Origin of the sequence: Sphingobacterium sp. 40-24, assembly GCF_001899705.1 — a bacterium.
Classification (GTDB): Bacteria; Bacteroidota; Bacteroidia; order Sphingobacteriales; family Sphingobacteriaceae; genus Sphingobacterium; species Sphingobacterium multivorum.
Map to the genome: position 1 here is coordinate 174,796 of NZ_MKWH01000034.1, position 16,834 is coordinate 191,629.

Below are 16,834 nucleotides of genomic sequence, written 5' to 3' on the forward strand. Positions count from 1 at the left end.
ACGGGATTTTTTTCAATACCTGTGGATAAACTTCTACAGCTTACTTAACAAAATGCGCACGAAGCATCCAAGCCATCTTTTCATGCTTTTCCAATAGTCCAACCAAAAAGTCCTCCGTACCATTATCTGAAGTGCCTTCAACCACAGAAATGTCGGCACGAATTGACATCGCTATAGCTTCATGGTCAGCCAACAATTCTTTGTAATAGGACTGACTGTCGGTTTTTTCTGAAGTAGACTCCGTTAAACGAGTCAATTTCAAATATTTATCAAAGGTACCTACCGCATAATGCCCTAAAGTACGTACACGTTCTGCTACTTCATCGATCACTTCAGCTAGTTCATCGTATTGTGATTCCAAAAATAAGTGAGCAGCATGAAAATCCGCACCTTCCACATTCCAATGCGCATTACGCGTCTTCATGTAGACAATGTGTTCATCTGCCAACAGCACATTTAACAACTTTGCAACTTTTTTCAAGTCCGCATCTTTAATTCCAATTGAAGTTTTCATATTATAATCTTTTGTTAACTATATGTTTTAAATGCTTAGTTAAATTTACCCAAAAATGCGGTAAAAACCAAATAAAAGCCAGTCAAATTCACAACAATTACCTCACCCTACTATACCAAACCAGACTTACATTTCGTATTACTGCAAAGCGTTTGCTAGACTGAAAAATGAAAAGCGAAGGCTGCACCGACAGTGTTCTTTGTAGAAACAGATAAGAACTAGATTGTACCTTATGAACGAAACATTTTAAACAAAAATCGATCAAGCTATTATTTAAAGCACATAATGTTGTATTTTTGCAGACATCTTTATTTTGAGGGAAAGCTGCGGACAACATGGACAACAATACCTATTTTCACAAATTCAAACAGGATATTTCAGCGATTGAACTTCCAACACGATTTACCTTCCCATTTTGCTATGAACCGCACCCCCTTGCCGTAACCGCCGCAAAAGAACTTCAATATTACATCGAAACACAAGAGGACTGGACCCACAATTTTGGCCTGGACAGCGCCATGGAGGGCCTCGCTATTGGAAAAATGTTCGGTGTGCTGGTTGTCAGAAACCAACACAATGAGCTTGGCTACCTTGCCGCTGTTTCGGGAAAACTGGCCGGAAGCAACAAACACCGCTATTTTGTACCGCCAATATTCGATATGTTGGAAGAAAACAGTTTTTTTCTAAACGAAGAGGTGCATCTCAATGCACTGAACCGCAAAATAGAAAGGCTTGAAAATAGTGAAGAGCTAGCAGACACGCAGCGTAATCTTGACCGGTTAAAAAATGAATGGGATAAGTCGCTCGATGAGCTAAAATCGAAATTAAGAATCCAAAAGAAGGAACGAAAAGAAACCCGTACAAAACTGAAGGTCAGTTTATCCGATGCGGAATATGAATTATTGATGGAAGACATGCGGAGCCAGAGTTTAAAAGACAAACAACAGCTTCAGCGCTTTCAATATGACATGCATTTGGCTCTGGAAACAGAGAGTAACCATTTACAACAATTGCTATCTACGATTACCGCGCTAAAAGAGGAACGCAAAACACGCTCAGGCAATCTGCAAAAACAGCTTTTCGAACAATATAATTTTCGCAATGCAAAAGGGCAACGCAAGAATGTCGTCGACATATTCCATGAATTTGACACGATAACTCCGCCTGCGGGATCGGGGGAATGCGCTGCGCCAAAACTGCTGCAATATGCATATGAAAACCAGTTAACACCCCTAGCTTTGGCCGAATTTTGGTGGGGCTGCTCCCCTGCATCTGAAATACGCAGGCACAAAAACTACTATCCGGCATGCCGCAAAAAATGTGAACCGATTTTAGGGTATATGCTCCAAGGCTTGGTCGTAGATCCGAATCCCATGCAGCAGGAAACGACCTTGGATATCGCACTTCCTCAAATTTATGAGGATGAAGATATTATCATCATCAACAAACCAGCAGAATTTCTTTCTGTACCAGGAATATATGTCAAGGATTCGGTCTACAACCGTATTCTTCAACGTTATCCAAAAGCAGGCCCGATTATTATCCACCGCCTGGATATGTCGACATCCGGCCTATTGGTTGTTGCCAAAAACAAAGAAGCGCATAAATTTATTCAGGATCAATTTATTCAGCATACCATCAAAAAAACATACATTGCCTTACTTGATGGTATTATCGAAGCTCCATCCGGCTTGATCGACCTCCCTCTTCGCGTCGATCTGGATGATAGACCCCGACAAATGGTCTGCTACACCTATGGCAAGCCAGCGCAGACAAAATGGGAAAAAATTGCGATAGAGAATAATCAAACGAGGGTCAGGTTTTATCCCTTGACTGGCCGAACCCACCAGCTCCGCATGCATGCGGTGCACCCCAATGGGCTAAATACACCTATTGTTGGTGACGATCTCTATGGCAAAAAAGCTAATAGATTACACCTTCATGCCGCTTCAATTACCTTTATACACCCTCGTTTCAAAAAAGAAATGACCTTCGAAATCGAGCCAGATTTTTAATAGCGCTGACTATATCGTTACAAAAGTCAGTAAATAAAGTAGCGGAAAATCATCGCCAAGTCAAAATGTAATGTGAAAATTATTGACCCAAATCAATAATTTAACATAAACAACTCACAAACAAAGACTTACAAACAAATGTAATTCAACTACTTTCCTTTATTACATTACAATAAAATTTTAATTATTCTTAATTTTTTGTTTCCTTTGTTCACTGATTTTTTGATTTTAATACCTATAAAGTCAAAAATAAAGTAGAAACAGGAAAACAATTTTGAATTTTCAAGATTATAGCAATATAATGAGAGCTAAAATAGACGCAACAACCTTCATAACTAAACTCTTTTTTTCGATAACGCTCGTACTAACGGTGTCCATGGCTTTTGCCCAAAACAAGACCGTAACCGGTACAGTTAAAGATGCAAAGACCAAGAATCCTATACCCTATGCTACCGTAGCCGTCGTTGGCGCTCCGGCTTCTGCTGGAACCATGACGTCGACCAATGCAAATGGTGAATTTAAACTTGTCTTTCCAACATCGTATGTAAAAATCAGAGCAAGTTACATTGGGTATGACAGCAAAGACGCTTTTGTTACGAATGATGCAACGCAAACAAAAGAAATTCTGATGGATCAACAGGACAACATGCTGGAAGAAGTTGTTGTCAAGGCCACAAAGAAAAAATACAGCAACAAAGATAATCCTGCTGTCGCACTGATCCGAAAAGTCATCGAGAATAAGGAGAAAAATAGACTTTCAGGACAACAATATGCTGAATTTGACCAGTATGAGAAGATGTCTTTAGGACTGAGCAATCTTTCGGAGAAATTCGTCAATAAAAAAATATTCAAAAACTATCAATTTCTTTTTGAAACGGACGACTCCGCTAAAACAGCCAACAAATATGTTTTGCCTGCCTTTATTGAAGAAAAAATGTCCAAGGTATATTACCGTAAAGATCCAAGCAAAACCAAACAGTATATCCTTGGTGACCAACGGGCACAATTTGACCCTAGATTTATTGATAATGATGGTCTGACAGCCTACTTCAATAAACTGTACGAACAAGTTGATATTTACGACAACAACATTTCATTAGTTACCAATCAGTTTTTAAGTCCAATTGCTAATTCCGCTCCTACTTTTTATAAGTTTTTTATAACGGATACCATTAAGACTGTTCAACCCTGGTTGGTCGAATTAAGCTTCTTTCCACGCAACAAGGCCGACATGTTATTTAAAGGTCAACTGTATGTGACGCTAGACGGCAATTATGCAGTGCAGGGCGCCAATATGACTGTGGCCGATGATATCAATCTAAACTTTGTACGTGACCTTCAGATACAGCTTAAATTTGAGAAAGACAGCAAAAGTCGCTTCTACCTAAAAACAAGTACCCTGGGTATCGATTTTTCTTTAACGGAAAAAGGCATGGGGATCCGCGGAAGTCGTACAGTTGATTACAACAATTACAAAGTCGGCATTCAGCGTCCTGATAGTACCTATGATGGTCCATCTACGGTCATTGCCTATAATGTAGAAAATAAGAAAGCGATTAAAACATTGTTTGAAACACAACGTCCGCTTGTCCTTGCGCAAAACGAACTGAATATTTATCATAATATTGATACCTTACAAAAGATCCCTTCATTCCGTTCGTTCATGGATATCGCTGCCTTATTGCTGTCAGGATACAAACAGGCCGGCCCAGTTGAGATCGGTCCAGTCAATACATTCTATAGCTTTAATCCCGTAGAAGGTTTCCGTTTACGTGTCGGCGGACGTACAACAGAAGCGCTAAGCAAGCGTTTCTATGCTGAATCGTATGCGGCCTATGGTTTTAAAGATCAGAAATGGAAATACTTTTTCAGCGGTACCTACGCATTTAACAACAAATCGGTCTACTCCTTCCCAATGCACTACATCAGGGCCTCTTATAAAAAGGATACGAAGATTCCAGGACAAAAACTGGAATTTATTCAGGAAGACAACTTCTTGCTGTCTTTCAAACGCGGTGATAATGACCGTTACATCTATGAGACAAATTACGGCTTAGAGTATAAAAAAGAATTTTTAAACCACTTGGCTATTGGCGCGGCATTCAATATCAACAGACAAACACCTGCTGGAAGCCTTACCTACCAGATGGTAGATGCCAACAATGAAAGTAGACTGTTTAATGAATTGAACTCGACAGAAGTATCCGTAAATTTCAGATATGCTCCACATGAAGAGTTCTATCAAGGCAAGATTTACCGGACACCTATATTCAATCAATATCCGATCTTCACGTTCAATTATACTGCTGGAATCAAAGGATTGGCTAAAGGTGAATACAATTATCACAACTTTAATGTTGGTGCATTCAAACGCTTTTATTTTAGTCAATTTGGATTTGCTGACGTAACAGCTGAAGGCAACTATATTGCAGGTAAAGAGATCCCATTCCCTTTCTTGACAATCCATCGTGCCAATCAGACCTATGCTTATCAATTGAACTCGTATAACTTAATGAACTTCCTGGAGTTTGTTAGTGACCACAATGCCTCATTGAACGTGCAGTATTACATGAACGGTTTTCTGTTGAATAAAATTCCTTTGATCAAAAAGCTTAAATTACGTGAAGTATTTAGCTTCAAAGGTGTATATGGCGGACTGCGCAAGGAAAACAATCCTGACGATCCTAACTATGGCTCAAAGGTATTCACTTGGCAGCACAATGCAGAAGGTGTACAGAGTTCTTATACCTTCGGTTCAGAACCTTATATGGAAGCCAGTATCGGTCTATCCAACATTTTTAAAATATTACGCGTGGACTACGTAAAACGTCTAAATTATCTTGATCACGTCGATGCACCAGCTTGGGGTATTCGTGCGCGGGTCAGATTTGACTTCTAATAGTTTCCATAAATTTATAGTATAATTTGAAGCCCTGTTCATATAAATGACGGGGCTTCTTTTTTTGCCCTAGGCTTCCGCAACATCGGCTCCCCCGCCAACGATTTCTGGACGAAATAGCGGGGAAAGCTTCGTACCTGCTTCGTACCTTATTCGGAGATACAACAGATGTTGTACAGATGTTGATCAGATTCCGACCAGCCCCTGACCAGGAATTACCTGGTCAGGGGCTGGTCAATATTTATTGCAAGATTGTCGCCTTCCGAAGCTGGTACGAAGCAGGTACGAACACGATACGAGGAAAGCCCCACTGCATCAGGCCTGCAGACACAAAAACCGATGGCTTATGAACAAAAAAATCCCCCTTGCATAGTACAAGGAGGATAAAATTAGCATATGACGATGGTTAGTTTTTATGTTTAAATGCATCCACGCCACTTTGTAGGAATGCCTTGTACTCTTCTACATTGTAGTTGGCACCACTCTGGGGCACCAGTTTTTTGCCCGTCGGATCGACAATAACGTACAGCGGCTGCGAATTGCTATCGAATGTAGCCGCTTGAAAATCGCTGTTTTTCTTGCCGATGGTATTGATCTTTTTGCCACTATACTTTGAAACAAATTGTTCGTTTGCAGCCAGCTCGGTTTTATCATCCACAAAAAGTTCGGCCATCACAAATTCTTCTTTTAATAATTTTGCCACAGCTTTGTCCGTCCAGACATTCGCTTCCATTTTACGACAATTGACACAATTCCAGCCCGTAAAATCAATTAAAACAGGCTTGTTTAATTCTTTAGCCGTAGCTAAGGCCTGGTCGTAATCATAATAAGGATCAAATCCCTTAGGCGTGCCTCTGTCATGAAAAATTTCAGCATATTTTTTCACCTTTCCATCTGAATGCGCAACAGCTCCGGCACTTACGCCCGAAGAAAGATCAAAATCTTGTGTTGCCGATGGTGGTAAAAAAGCGGAAATTGATTTTAAAGGCGCTCCCCATAAACCTGGCACCATATAGACCACAAAAGAAAAAACAACAATGGCCAAAATAGTTCGAGGAACAGACAGGAATTTCAGCTCACTATCATGGGAGAACTTGATCTTGCCAATCAGGTATAGCCCCATCAACGCAAAAATAGCAATCCATAGCGACAGGAACACCTCTCTATCCAACAAGTTCCAGTGGTAAGCTAGGTCGACATTGGATAAAAATTTCAACGCTAAAGCGAGTTCCAAAAAGCCTAAAACGACTTTTACACTATTCAGCCAACCGCCAGATTTCGGCAAGGATTTAAGCATCGAAGGAAACATCGCGAACAAACCAAAAGGAATGGCCAGGGCAATGGAGAATCCCAGCATCCCAACTGCTGGACCCAATCGCTCGCCTTTCGAAGCTGCCTCAACCAACAGTGTCCCTATAATCGGCCCCGTACAAGAAAATGAAACCAAGGACAAACTGAAGGCCATAAAGAACAACCCCACTAATCCACCTTTATCCGATTTGGCATCCATTTTATTGACAAAGGAGCTTGGCAAGGTAATTTCAAAAGCACCAAAAAAAGATGCCGCAAAGCCCACCAACAACAAAAAGAAAATGAAGTTGAAGATACCGTTGGTGGAAAGTGCATTGAGTGCATCAGATCCGAATGCGATCGTGATAATCATCCCCAGAGCCACATAAATCACAATAATAAATAATCCATATAACAGGGCTTTACTAATACCACTGGCACGACTCCCCGCCTGTTTGGTAAAATAACTCACCGTCAGCGGTAACATCGGAAAAATACAAGGCATCAATAAAGCGGCAAAACCGCCTAAAAGGCCCGCAATAAAGATACTCCACAGCGATTTTTTGCCTTCTGCCCCAGCTTTGTCTACGATTGTCCCAGCTACCGATTTCATCTGGGCGGAATCGGCTTTTACGGTAGCGGTATCTGGATACTCCTCAAAGGACAGTGAATCGGGACTTATCGTACCATCCGTAAACTCAAGCCCCTCCAACGTGTTTGTTGTATCCGCTTGGGCAAACATTGCCACAGGCGCAACCAACAACAACAAAAGGATTAATAATTTAAAATTGACTTTCATGTTGTGTTATTCTTAGGTATAAATTGGTTTTTGAATAAATGAAACCCGAGGAGCTAGAGACTCCCCGAGTTAACTATAAACATATGAAACTAAATCTTTTTAAGCACCAAATACCGGATTTGCCAATCTGCAGATCGGTTGAAAACCCGAGAAATCAACGTCCGTAGAAAGATACCCTTCTTTTACCGGCTCCTCTTTCACCAAATCGGTACTTAGGTATTTTTTGTTATCATCACAAAGTAAGGTCACCACCACAGCTTCATCGCCCAGCTGCTGCTGTAATTTAATCGCTCCGATTACATTTGCTCCCGAAGAGATTCCAACAGCCAATCCCAATTGGCGCGATAGCTTCTGCGCCATGATAATGGAGTCGCCATCGTTGGCACATACGACCGTATCGAGTTCATCCAAATCCACAATGGCAGGAATAAACTCATCAGATATTCCCTGAATACGGTGTGAACCTACCTTATGCCCTGTAGTTAAGGTTGGACTTTCTGCCGGTTCTAGCGGATGGACGCGGACATTTGGGTTTACCTTTCTTAAGCTTCTACCCACACCCATGACCGTACCACCAGTTCCCACACCAGCAACAAAAGCATCAGCAACTAAGCCCTGTTCTTCCAGTTGCTTGACAATTTCATAACCGGTGGTTTTCTCATGCGCTTCGGCATTATATTGATTCTCGAATTGTCGTGGAAGAAAAACGCCACCTTTTGCAGCAAGCTCTTCACTTAAACGAATACTTCCTAAAAAACCTCCTTCTTCTTTGCTTATCAGCTGTATATCGGCACCCATACTGCGAATAATATCGGTACGTTCCTTACTCAGCCAATTAGGCATAATAATCTTTACCTGATGACCAAGTGCTTTACCGATTGCTGAAAAGGCAATCCCTGTGTTGCCACTTGTGGCTTCAATGACAACATCACTCGGCCGGATCTGACAATTCATATACGCTTTGTATAAAATATAAAGCGCCATCCGATCCTTAATGCTACCAGTCAGATTGTAGTTCTCACATTTCACGAAAATTCGTCCGGGTTTACCTTTGTAAGTATACTGTAGTTCCAACATCGGTGTATTTCCGACCAATCTCCACAGATGTTTGAATCTCTTGTCCAATGCAGGTGACAAACACGCACTTAATAATTCTTGTTCAGCCATTTCTTATAAATGATTATTCTGTTGCAAAATTGACCATTGACAAGATAATATTCAACACATCACTATAATTTCAATAAAAATTAAATTAAAAGACATAAAAACCAATAAATAATTCAGAACAATAGCGTATTTTTACAACCGTACCGAAAATATTCAGATTATGGAATTGGATGAAATAGATGTAAAATTATTACGCCTCCTACAACAAGATGCCTCCATGAGCAATAAAGCGCTATCCTTTGAACTTAACAAATCTATCGCTGCTGTTCACGAACGCGTTAGAAAGCTAAAGCGGTTGGGCTACATCAAAAAAACGGTGGCAATTTTGGACCGCCACAAGATAGGCATTGGGTTAATTTCCTTTTCTCAGGTCTTTCTCAAGGCGCATACTTTTGAAGTGTTGAATGAATTCGAAAAAGAGGTAGCTAAATTTCCCGAGGTGATGGAATGCTACCAAATGGCGGGTTCTTACGACTTTATGTTACGTATCGCAACCAAAGATATGGATGCTTATCATATTTTTCTGCGGCATCGACTGGCCGTACTACCGCAAGTAAATACCGTACAGACCTACTTTGTATTATCGGAGACAAAAAGCGAGACGGCCTACCCCCTTTAATCTTTGTCTTAAAAACCCAAGGAATATTGCTGTCATATGCAATAGCATTATTGCATATGACAGCAATGAAAAACTAATTAATCGAACAACAAGGTTCCTGTCACATTCCAGCTACTAAAACTTGTTCCTTCAGGAGCTCCCTGTGAAATCTGCACCTGCATTGTATGGTCGCCAGCTTTTAAATCCCCCAGATCAATGTAGATTGGTGGTGTTACTGTACCCGGGCACCAATTGGAGCGGCTTAGATCGGATGAAGACAGACCTGTGGCAAAATTGCCTGAAGCTGGGTTTGACAAACGGTACGAGCCACAATCATTACGCCACGGTGTGTATTTAAAGCGTAATGAATTGTCTAGGAAAATGCGGTTTTCCTTCGGCACAAACTCATCACCATTGCCCCAGCCTCCATGCCCTGTGGTAATGTAGCGTAATTGCACGTTTTTAGCGTCCTGGTCCAAATGAAACGAAACAGTAAGACCTTTCTCCTTATCAAACATAGATCCATACTCCTGGCCGCCCATTTCCATAACGTTGGTTGTGGTGAATAAAGACATCGTCTTTTTCAGACTGCCTTTTGACTCGGCATCGAACCCCGGATGCACCGTCAGCTCCACACTCACCTCATGTCCATTTTTATCATAATTGCCAATGAAGGCGCCTACATAGATTTCCTGCTCGCTCAACAGACCAGCCAGTTCCGTTACGTCCTGACGGTACAGTACCGAGTCTTGCCAAACCTTATCCTTTAACTGAAGATAGTTAAACTGCTTAACACCAAAGGGTGTAAAGAAACGAATCAATTCAACAATAGGCTCAAAAGATGCTGTTTTTACAACGCCTTGATAAGCTTTACCATTTCCATTTTCATACGTAGGCAGGGTACCCATACCATTTTTCATGCCATCCAAAAAGCTTTGCGCCTTGTTGGTCGGGATGATAAAAACTGACCCCGTACGGTCATAGGCATCACCTTTCGATTGTTCGACCAACTGCACAAATACATTATCGCTAGTCTTTATTTTTGGGATTTTCACCTTTTTTACCAAAACTGTACCATTGGCAAAACGCAAAACAGAATCCGACTTTACATCATCCGCAAAACGTATGCGCTCCTTCCGAAAAACAGGTATTTGGATAAAACGATTTTTCCAGATCAGATCTTTATACGAGAGTTCATCGTACAATTTTTCATTTCCTTTTAATCGCAGTTGCTCCGGTATCGTCTTGACCTTTTCTACTTTGGTGGCAAAAGTCCGTGTATTCCCATTGCGGATTACCTCAAGTACCAAACCAAGGTCCTGACCAAGTTCCGTGGGTGCACCTTTTACCCCTAATTTATCGGTATACCAAACTTCTATTTTATTGGAATTGATGCTGGTCTCCACTTTTTTGCAGGGATAGCCCAAGATTGTTTTAGTCTCGTTTGTCGTGTTAAATTTTTGCTTCGAAAGTGCGAGCGAATCTTTGGTTAGAATGATTGATCCATCTTTGAGTTTAGCAATTTTAAGTAAGGCATTGCCTCCGGAACGCTCCACCACAACCCGTTCGTATGGCGGCGCCAACTGTCCCTGCATTTCCTTCGCTGAACTGACAAAAGTCTCCTTTTCATTGGCATAGACGAGGATGGCATTTTGATTGGCAGCTGTATTCCCATTGAAACTTTGGTTATATTGAATGACATAACTCGACAGCTTTTGCGCCTGCGACGACAATGACAAACATAAAATAGAGGTAAAAAGAATACTTTTCTTCATAGCATGTGTATTGGTTTAGATGCAAAAATAAGAAAGGCTTTAGGAATTCCTAAAGCCTTTCTTATTTTATGCTAAAACGTTTATTTGATCAACCAGATATCCAAGAGGTAGAATACCGCAAAAATCACCGAGGCATAACCATTGGTTGTCATAAAGTCACGATTGACCCGACTTAAATTAGTCGATGAAAACAGGGTATGCTGGTAAATCAGCAATGCACCGTAAAAGGCCACCCCTAAATAATAAATCCAACCGACAGGCATCAAAAATGCTGGTATTAAAATAAATATAAAAGAAAACACGTGCAGAACTTCCGAAACGCGCATGGCTCCCTTCGTTCCCAACCAAACGGGTATAGAATTCAGCTGATTGGCCCGATCAAACGCTTCATCCTGCAACGCGTAAATAATATCGAAGCCGCTCACCCAGGTCAACACTGCGAAGCCATAAAGTACCGGAACAGTCGCAAACTGTCCTGTAATAACCATATATGCACCTATTGGAGCCAATCCTAGCCCTGCTCCCAACACAAGATGGCATAAGGGTGTTATGCGCTTCGTATAGGAGTAAAAAAGCACAACAAAAAGTGCAATGGGCGACAACATAAAGCAAAGAGAATTGATAAAATACGTCGCTGCCATAAAAATAAGGCAATTTACTAACGTAAAAATCAATGCATTTTTAGCAGAAATTTTTCCGGCAGGAATATCACGCATGGCCGTTCGCGGATTAATGGCATCAATATCGCGATCCAAATAACGATTGAATGCCATAGCGGCATTACGGGCCGTTACCATACACACGAGCATCAAAACCAATAATTTCCACGAAAAGGTGTAGTCCGTTGTGTGCAAAGCCAAAAAGAAACCGATGAAGGCAAATGGCAATGCAAATACACTATGGGCAAATAAAACTAAGGACAAGTATTTTTTCATCTGAACTTAAGATCTAGCTAAAATTGTTCGTTTCCTTCGGGTTCAGGGCGAACAAATCGGCCGTTAACTTCATCGATAGCCTCTAAAATAGGTTCATGGCCCATTTTCTTTTCCGCTGAAGTTAGGAAAATCGGCGGCACCTCTTCAAACCATTGAAGCAATGATTTTTTAAATTTCGCAATATTCACATCGGATTTGACAGTCGATTGCTTGTCTGCCTTGGTAAAAACCAACATAAAGGGTAAACCACATTCGCCCAACCAATAGCAAAAATCCAAGTCTATCTTCTGTGGTTCATGACGGCTATCTACCAATACAAAAACACATTGCAAATTGTCCCGATGGGTAAGATACCTGCGGATGAACTTTTCCCATTCCGTGCGACTTGTTTTAGAGGCTTTGGCAAAACCATAACCGGGCAAATCCACCAGATACCAGGTATCGTCGATGATAAAATGATTGATCAACTGAGTCTTACCAGGCTTTTGGGAGGTCTTGGCAAGTCCTTTCTTGTTGGTCATTGCATTGATCAACGATGATTTACCGACATTTGAACGTCCGATAAACGCATACTCCGGCAAATTGGGTGCAGGTAATTTGTCAACTCTCGTGTTACTGCACACGAATTCGGCTTTTTTCACTTCCATGGAACAAAGGTACGTTAAATGAATCCCTTTGACAAGATGTGTACCGCTTCTATTCCATAAAAAAGCTCCGTCTCCTATTTAATTGGCCAGGGACTAAAATGTCCCCAATTATTTTTAACTTTCACTTCAAACGATTCATCAAACAACTGAGCGCATCCCGAAGATGCACTATGCGGTTGGGTATACGTCTTATTAGCCAAATAAAAGAAGTCCTGCATGCCATAAAAAAAATAAATCTTGTAATAAGAAGTCCAGTAGGTAAAATGGAAACATCACCAAACAAGAAATTTTTCGGAGCTGCTGTAACAATTCAGCTGCTCAAGATACTAATCACATAAATAAACGTCAGTCTTTGGGAAAAAAGGAATATTTCTAACAAACTCAAAGAACGAATTAATTAAACCTTAAAATAGATGTTACTCGAAATCAATCATGTCACCAAAGATTACGCCAATCACCGTGCATTGGACGACGTATCCATTAAAATCCCAAAGGGTAAAATTTTCGGACTATTGGGGCCAAACGGGGCTGGAAAAACGTCCCTGATCCGTATTATTAACCAAATTACCGCGCCCGATTCCGGTGAGATTTTGTTTAATGGCGAAGCGCTGGGTCCACAGCATATTGCACAAATCGGCTATTTACCCGAAGAGCGGGGGCTGTACAAAAAAATGAAAATCGGCGATCAAATGTTGTATTTGGCGCAACTTAAAGGACTTTCCAAGCGAGAAGCCCTAGCACGCATCCAAGATTGGTGCCAGCGCCTGGACATCACATCCTGGTTGGACAAAAAAATTGAAGATCTCAGTAAAGGTATGCAGCAAAAAGTACAATTTGTCGCCACGGTCATCCACCAACCACAATTGATTATCTTGGATGAACCCTTTTCGGGATTTGATCCCGTCAATGCCAATATCATAAAAGAACAGATTCTCCGATTGAATCAAGAGGGGGCGACCATTATATTCTCCACACACCGTATGGAGACTGTGGAAGAGCTTTGCGATAATATCGCCCTCATCAACCGATCCAAGAAAATACTCGATGGTTCCGTACAGGCGATTAAAAAAGAATACCGAAATCAAACCTATCGATTAGAATATACAGCCAATGAAGATAATTTTCTTCTATCCGAAGACAGCCTATTTAAGGTCATCACGTCCACAAAGCACGACAAAACATACAACACTACAATTCAGCTAAATAACAATATTCATATCAATAATGTCTTAATGCGTTTCTTACCCCAAATACAGCTCAACCAGTTGATCGAAATCGTTCCCTCTATGGCGGATATTTTCATTCAAAAAGTTACTCAAGTCTCACCCCTATCTCAAGATCATGCATAAAATACTACTTATCATTCAACGGGAATACCTATCCCGTGTCAAGAAAAAATCTTTTATTGTCATGACTTTTGCCGTGCCATTGTTCTTTTTTGCATTGTATGCAGGCATGTTTTATCTGACAAAAAAGAGCTTTAAAGATTCACACACCGAAGTCTTTATTTTAGATGAACAAGGCGACTTTGCGGGAAAACTGCAAAGCAATAAAAATGTAAGTTATACAATCAGTAAACTGGATCTCCAGGCACAAAAAGCGCAGCTGACCCAAAGTGAAGGAAAACAGTCGATCCTTTATATCCCAAAAGATATTTTAACAAGCCAAAGAGCCGAACTGATTACCGGAGGCAAGACCAGCTTTGTCATACAGGAGATCATTAGTGGACAGCTGGAAGAGATCATCCGTGAAAAGGAATATAAAGCCAAGGGAATTGACCTGCAGATTATCCAGTCCATTAAGCCGAAAGTCAGCATCGATGCAAAAGAAATAACTGCCGACGGCGAAGAAAAGAACAGCAACACGGCCATTGCAATGGGCCTTGGTGTCGCTTTGGCTATCTTAGTCTATCTATCCCTGTTTCTTTATGGTGCCCAGGTAATGCGTGGTATTATCGAAGAAAAGAGCAATCGTATCATCGAAGTTATTATTTCCTCGGTCAAGCCCTTTCAGCTCATGATGGGTAAAATTGTTGGAATCGGTATGGTTGGACTGACACAGTTTGTCATGTGGCTTGTACTTACAGGAGGCCTATTTATCACAGCAACGCTACTCTTTGTCAATCCGCAGGACATGCAGGAAGTCGCCGCAAGCCAACCTGGAGCGGGTAATATGAGTACCGTATCAAAAGCTATGGCCCAGAATGATTCCGCTTCGATCCTTACGTCGATCCAAAGCTTTAATTTCACGGAGGTCATCATTTTCTTCTTTCTGTTTTTTATTGCCGGATACCTATTGTATAGTGCTATTTTCGCTGCTGCAGGCTCAGCTGTCGACAACGAAACAGAGGCCAATCAGTTTTCCATGCCCATTACCATGCCCTTGCTATTGACCTATATTCTTTCTTTCGGCGTCATTATCAATGATCCCAATGGACCGATTGCAACATGGTTGAGCTTTATTCCATTCACCTCACCGATCGCCATGCTCGTTCGCATACCTTTTGGTGTACCCCTATGGCAGATCCTGACCTCGTTGACCTTGCTCATACTGACCTTCTTATTGGTAACCTGGGTCGCTGCACGTATCTACCGCGTCGGCATTTTGATCTATGGAAAAAAGGCAAATCTCAAAGAAATCATCAAATGGTTCAATTACAAAAGTTAGTTATGTACTGAACTAATTACGCATGGCTGTCGGATATCCCCGATCTATGTCAGCGCTCAACTAAAAGAACGGGGCCAAATTGCAAGCAATTTGGCCCCGTTCTTTTAAGCCCCCGATTAGGATGCGATCAGATGCAATGCGATCAGCTCCTAAGGACAGCTCAATTAATATCTTAATTTCAATTTTTTAAAGACAAAATGCCACAGCCATATCGGTCCGACAAGTAAAAACTGCAGAAACTGTTGTCCTGTGATTTTCTTCTTTTCCTTTCCCTTACCGATAAACAGCGCGACAATAGATAGCAATGCGATTCCCAAACACACCCAGATGACAGCCGGGCCACCGTTCTTCTGTACGTATTCCAGTTGCACGATAAAGAAACTCATACCCCCGATCGAGAATAATATCGCATAGGACAAGGTTGCAGACAGCTTTAAATAATAATAAATGACAATAGCGATGAAGAAAGAGCCCCAATTCAAAAAGGTATGCCAATTGAGTTTGACCAAGAATTCGAACTGTGGAAATGGAATCATCCAGATGCAGCCCATGATACCAAAAAATAATAATGGTAAAAAGATGGCCTGAATCAGGCGGTTGGTCGGATCCTGAAAATTAGCATCCAGCTCCGCAAAATACTTATCTACGGGACGTAAAGGTTCGACTTCTTGAACTTTCTTCTTTTGTTTCATTCGGCAAATTTAACAAATATTGAGCATGCCTTAGGTCTTAAAAATGATAATATTCCCTATTTTTTGGTCTGCCGTAGGTCATTATCTGCTTTCAGGGCAAACAAACTCGCTTACTCCTATTCTATTCCGTAATATTGCAGCATGAAGTCTTACAAACATATCTTATTCGATCTGGACGGAACCCTGACCGACCCTGCAGAAGGGATTACAAAATGTATTGCCTATGCCTTGGAGTCCAAAGGCATCCATACAGCCGATCTGAATAGCCTCAAACCCTTGATCGGTCCGCCCCTTAAAGATTCTTTCATACATACCTTTGGATTTGGGGAAAGCGAAGCAATTGCCTGTGTAGAAAAATATCGGGAGCGCTTTTCAGCCATAGGACTGTACGAGAACATCCTGTTTGATCGCATACCCGAGCTTTTAACGCTCCTGAAAACAAAAGGGTACAGCATCTATCTGGCGACCTCCAAACCCGAAATATTCGCCCACAAAATATTACAACACTTTGAAATAAATACCTATTTTGATTTTGCTGGTGGAAGCGCTTTGGACGATTCCAGACCGACCAAAACCAGCGTCATCCAATATGTCATGGAAAAGGCCAAACTAACAAATCCACAGGAATGCCTCATGATCGGCGATCGTAAACATGATCTGATTGGCGCAAGGGAAACTGCCATGGATGCTGTTGGCGTACTGTATGGCTATGGTAGCCAAGCCGAACTCGAGCAGGAGTCACCGACCTATCTCATCCAGACAGTGCCTGACCTGATCGAATTTTTCAATTAAAAAATAGGGATCCTAAATTAAAGACAATTTAGGTTGAGTCCATT

The 16,834-nt window shown here is 41.3% G+C and carries 13 protein-coding genes; 6 read left to right on the plus strand and 7 right to left on the minus strand.

Going from position 1 to position 16,834, the window contains the following annotated elements:
* Nucleotides 1–40: 40 nt before the first annotated feature.
* Nucleotides 41–514 carry a Dps family protein gene (locus BGP15_RS12645; protein ID WP_070569738.1) on the minus strand — a complete coding sequence of 158 codons (474 nt, stop codon included), beginning with the start codon at nt 512–514 and terminating at the stop codon, nt 41–43.
* A 335-nt stretch (nt 515–849) separates the two neighbouring features.
* On the opposite strand from BGP15_RS12645, the gene BGP15_RS12650 reads away from it, so the two are divergent.
* Both BGP15_RS12650 and BGP15_RS12655 read left to right on the plus strand, forming a co-directional pair.
* Nucleotides 850–2,529 carry an RluA family pseudouridine synthase gene (locus BGP15_RS12650; protein WP_286768266.1) on the plus strand — a complete coding sequence of 560 codons (1,680 nt, stop codon included), beginning with the start codon at nt 850–852 and terminating at the stop codon, nt 2,527–2,529.
* A gap of 376 nt (nt 2,530–2,905) precedes the next feature.
* Nucleotides 2,906–5,428 carry a DUF5686 and carboxypeptidase-like regulatory domain-containing protein gene (locus BGP15_RS12655; protein ID WP_286769717.1) on the plus strand — a complete coding sequence of 841 codons (2,523 nt, stop codon included), beginning with the start codon at nt 2,906–2,908 and terminating at the stop codon, nt 5,426–5,428.
* Nucleotides 5,429–5,834: 406 nt separating this feature from the next.
* On the opposite strand, the gene BGP15_RS12660 is transcribed toward BGP15_RS12655, so the two are convergent.
* Complete coding sequence (locus BGP15_RS12660; protein WP_286769718.1) at nt 5,835–7,517, minus strand: protein-disulfide reductase DsbD family protein; 1,683 nt, start codon at nt 7,515–7,517, stop codon at nt 5,835–5,837.
* A 99-nt stretch (nt 7,518–7,616) separates the two neighbouring features.
* Nucleotides 7,617–8,684 carry a PLP-dependent cysteine synthase family protein gene (locus BGP15_RS12665; protein ID WP_286769719.1) on the minus strand — a complete coding sequence of 356 codons (1,068 nt, stop codon included), beginning with the start codon at nt 8,682–8,684 and terminating at the stop codon, nt 7,617–7,619.
* A gap of 160 nt (nt 8,685–8,844) precedes the next feature.
* Here BGP15_RS12665 and BGP15_RS12670 point away from each other — a divergent pair, with 160 nt between their 5' ends.
* Nucleotides 8,845–9,303 (plus strand): Lrp/AsnC family transcriptional regulator, encoded by a 459-nt coding sequence (locus BGP15_RS12670; RefSeq protein ID WP_046675839.1) that lies wholly within the window; start codon nt 8,845–8,847, stop codon nt 9,301–9,303.
* A 77-nt stretch (nt 9,304–9,380) separates the two neighbouring features.
* Here the strand turns inward: BGP15_RS12670 and BGP15_RS12675 are convergent, their stop codons facing one another.
* The 3 genes from BGP15_RS12675 to yihA form a co-directional block, all read right to left on the minus strand.
* Nucleotides 9,381–11,057 carry a PNGase F N-terminal domain-containing protein gene (locus BGP15_RS12675; protein ID WP_286769720.1) on the minus strand — a complete coding sequence of 559 codons (1,677 nt, stop codon included), beginning with the start codon at nt 11,055–11,057 and terminating at the stop codon, nt 9,381–9,383.
* 80 nt (nt 11,058–11,137) lie between these two features.
* Complete coding sequence (locus BGP15_RS12680) at nt 11,138–11,992, minus strand: UbiA-like polyprenyltransferase (RefSeq protein WP_286769721.1); 855 nt, start codon at nt 11,990–11,992, stop codon at nt 11,138–11,140.
* A gap of 17 nt (nt 11,993–12,009) precedes the next feature.
* Nucleotides 12,010–12,639 carry a ribosome biogenesis GTP-binding protein YihA/YsxC gene (gene yihA, locus BGP15_RS12685; RefSeq protein WP_046676372.1) on the minus strand — a complete coding sequence of 210 codons (630 nt, stop codon included), beginning with the start codon at nt 12,637–12,639 and terminating at the stop codon, nt 12,010–12,012.
* Nucleotides 12,640–13,052: 413 nt separating this feature from the next.
* Between yihA and BGP15_RS12690 the strand changes: the two genes are divergently transcribed.
* The gene (locus BGP15_RS12690; protein WP_286769722.1) at nt 13,053–13,988 is read left to right on the plus strand and encodes an ABC transporter ATP-binding protein; all 936 of its coding nucleotides are present in this window, start codon (nt 13,053–13,055) and stop codon (nt 13,986–13,988) included.
* A complete protein-coding gene (locus BGP15_RS12695) occupies nt 13,981–15,306 on the plus strand; it encodes an ABC transporter permease (RefSeq protein WP_286754413.1) in 1,326 nt (441 codons plus the stop codon). Before BGP15_RS12690 ends, BGP15_RS12695 begins: the two co-directional genes overlap by 8 nt.
* A 164-nt stretch (nt 15,307–15,470) precedes the next feature.
* On the opposite strand, the gene BGP15_RS12700 is transcribed toward BGP15_RS12695, so the two are convergent.
* Nucleotides 15,471–15,998 (minus strand): DUF962 domain-containing protein, encoded by a 528-nt coding sequence (locus tag BGP15_RS12700; protein WP_286754412.1) that lies wholly within the window; start codon nt 15,996–15,998, stop codon nt 15,471–15,473.
* Nucleotides 15,999–16,139: 141 nt separating this feature from the next.
* Here BGP15_RS12700 and BGP15_RS12705 point away from each other — a divergent pair, with 141 nt between their 5' ends.
* A complete protein-coding gene (locus BGP15_RS12705; protein WP_070569715.1) occupies nt 16,140–16,790 on the plus strand; it encodes an HAD-IA family hydrolase in 651 nt (216 codons plus the stop codon).
* Nucleotides 16,791–16,834 lie beyond the last annotated feature (44 nt).

Bases quoted from the DNA above. Each gene is read 5' to 3' on its own strand.
- BGP15_RS12645 (WP_070569738.1), bottom strand. From the start codon at position 514: ATGAAAACTTCAATTGGAATTAAAGATGCGGACTTGAAAAAAGTTGCA.
- BGP15_RS12650 (WP_286768266.1), top strand. From the start codon at position 850: ATGGACAACAATACCTATTTTCACAAATTCAAACAGGATATTTCAGCG.
- BGP15_RS12655 (WP_286769717.1), top strand. From the start codon at position 2,906: ATGGCTTTTGCCCAAAACAAGACCGTAACCGGTACAGTTAAAGATGCA.
- BGP15_RS12660 (WP_286769718.1), bottom strand. From the start codon at position 7,517: ATGAAAGTCAATTTTAAATTATTAATCCTTTTGTTGTTGTTGGTTGCG.
- BGP15_RS12665 (WP_286769719.1), bottom strand. From the start codon at position 8,684: ATGGCTGAACAAGAATTATTAAGTGCGTGTTTGTCACCTGCATTGGAC.
- BGP15_RS12670 (WP_046675839.1), top strand. From the start codon at position 8,845: ATGGAATTGGATGAAATAGATGTAAAATTATTACGCCTCCTACAACAA.
- BGP15_RS12675 (WP_286769720.1), bottom strand. From the start codon at position 11,057: ATGAAGAAAAGTATTCTTTTTACCTCTATTTTATGTTTGTCATTGTCG.
- BGP15_RS12680 (WP_286769721.1), bottom strand. From the start codon at position 11,992: ATGAAAAAATACTTGTCCTTAGTTTTATTTGCCCATAGTGTATTTGCA.
- yihA (WP_046676372.1), bottom strand. From the start codon at position 12,639: ATGGAAGTGAAAAAAGCCGAATTCGTGTGCAGTAACACGAGAGTTGAC.
- BGP15_RS12690 (WP_286769722.1), top strand. From the start codon at position 13,053: ATGTTACTCGAAATCAATCATGTCACCAAAGATTACGCCAATCACCGT.
- BGP15_RS12695 (WP_286754413.1), top strand. From the start codon at position 13,981: ATGCATAAAATACTACTTATCATTCAACGGGAATACCTATCCCGTGTC.
- BGP15_RS12700 (WP_286754412.1), bottom strand. From the start codon at position 15,998: ATGAAACAAAAGAAGAAAGTTCAAGAAGTCGAACCTTTACGTCCCGTA.
- BGP15_RS12705 (WP_070569715.1), top strand. From the start codon at position 16,140: ATGAAGTCTTACAAACATATCTTATTCGATCTGGACGGAACCCTGACC.